This window comes from Acidiplasma aeolicum (assembly GCF_001402945.1).
In the GTDB taxonomy this organism is placed as follows: Archaea; Thermoplasmatota; Thermoplasmata; order Thermoplasmatales; family Thermoplasmataceae; genus Acidiplasma; species Acidiplasma aeolicum.
The window spans coordinates 1-1,496 of record NZ_LKBG01000126.1 but is presented as its reverse complement, the minus strand read 5'-3'; the positions used below and the strand labels follow the sequence as shown (position 1 = coordinate 1,496).

The following is a 1,496-nucleotide window of genomic DNA, read 5'->3' as shown; positions in this document are numbered from 1 at the left end:
CTTGTGGCGTAAATAATTATATTATATATTCTATATTTATTTTATCAACTTCGTGGTTCATAATATCTATTTTGCCTGTTATTTAACGATTATTTCATTATTAACATTGAAATTTATATTTACATAAATGTGGAGCAACCATGAATATTAGAACCGTATATATTTGAACGCTAAACGGTTATAAAAATGAAAGGCCATCAGCATCTGACTTTGATTTAACCTAATAAAATACCATGTAATTAAATGATATTAAATGTTTAAACAATTAAATAATGCCACGATTATTTAACTTTAAATAAATATGTATTTTAGCATTTTTTCTGATATTCCAGTTTCTTTAATATAATTGCTTATATCATTTGATTCTATTATTTCATGGGCATTTTTCATAGCTGTATTTCTGCCATCATTATCTATATTTCTCCAGTAAGGAAAAACATCACTCTCTTCAAGGGAATTATGATCCTTTAGTGTTTTATAAAATAGGGGCAATCTTACACTGAATAGTGGATCGTCATTAACTTTCCATTTATACAAATTATTGAATAATGTTTCTATTAACTTGTGATCTGCTGTAAGCCTGTCAATAAGTTTTGATATTTCCTTATTATTTTCCTTTAATAATGGGAATACTATGCTTTCCTCTATATTCACATGAATATTCAAAAGAAATTTATTAAAATCAATAAGTTCTGCAGCAGTATTCTGGAGCAAATTATTATCTGCTATTATCCTTATGCTGGAATGATCAACCATCAGCAACTCTGCCAGATCCATTATAATGAATCATATAGACATTATATGAATTTTCTGTTTTATCAAAAATCACATTGCATTTCTATCTTAATGACTTTAGTCCAGATATTATTATAAGCTTAGAAATATATAATTAATTTCATTATAATATTTTAAATATGCATCAAACCATTTTCATCTCCTATTAATACATCCAGCATATTTTTATATATAAGCCTGCATATAACTGATTTATCACGAACGCTCTAAAGATAACATCTGTACACTTACTTATGGTTTTGAATCCCTGAAAAGACAACAAATTAGGATTGGAACATTCACACGCCAAATCCCGTTAGTATCCTTGAGATTATTATTTCTATTCCAGTATAAGCGTATTCCTTGATTATTATGAAGATAGAAAATAACAGCACTTATATTAAAACAGTGAATTTTTACGGATTTGTTAAATAAAAACAAACAATGAGGATAAAAATAGAAATGCCAATCATAGCCACCCACAGGCAGTCCCATATGGTAGCTTTTGCCCTCCCATGATTATAATTGTGGTTGAGGCAAATGTACATGCATTAAAATCAGATGCCAGATCAGTAAGATAAGCCATAATAAAAATGATAACCAGGCTGGTCATCTTGTTTATTGCCATTTCCAGTGTGATTTTAATTCACCTTGATGACATCTATCAATATAATTAATTTGTTACACAATACTAGAGCATTTATATTTAATTATAAATTTAG

At 27.9% G+C, this 1,496-nt stretch carries 1 protein-coding gene; it reads right to left on the bottom strand.

The genetic code is table 11. The features are described 5' to 3' along the window. Window positions 1-291: 291 nt before the first annotated feature. On the bottom strand, window positions 292-777 hold the full coding sequence (locus AOG54_RS03530) for a hemerythrin domain-containing protein (protein ID WP_082180492.1): 486 nt from the start codon (window positions 775-777) through the stop codon (window positions 292-294). Between the last annotated feature and the right edge of the window lie 719 nt (window positions 778-1,496).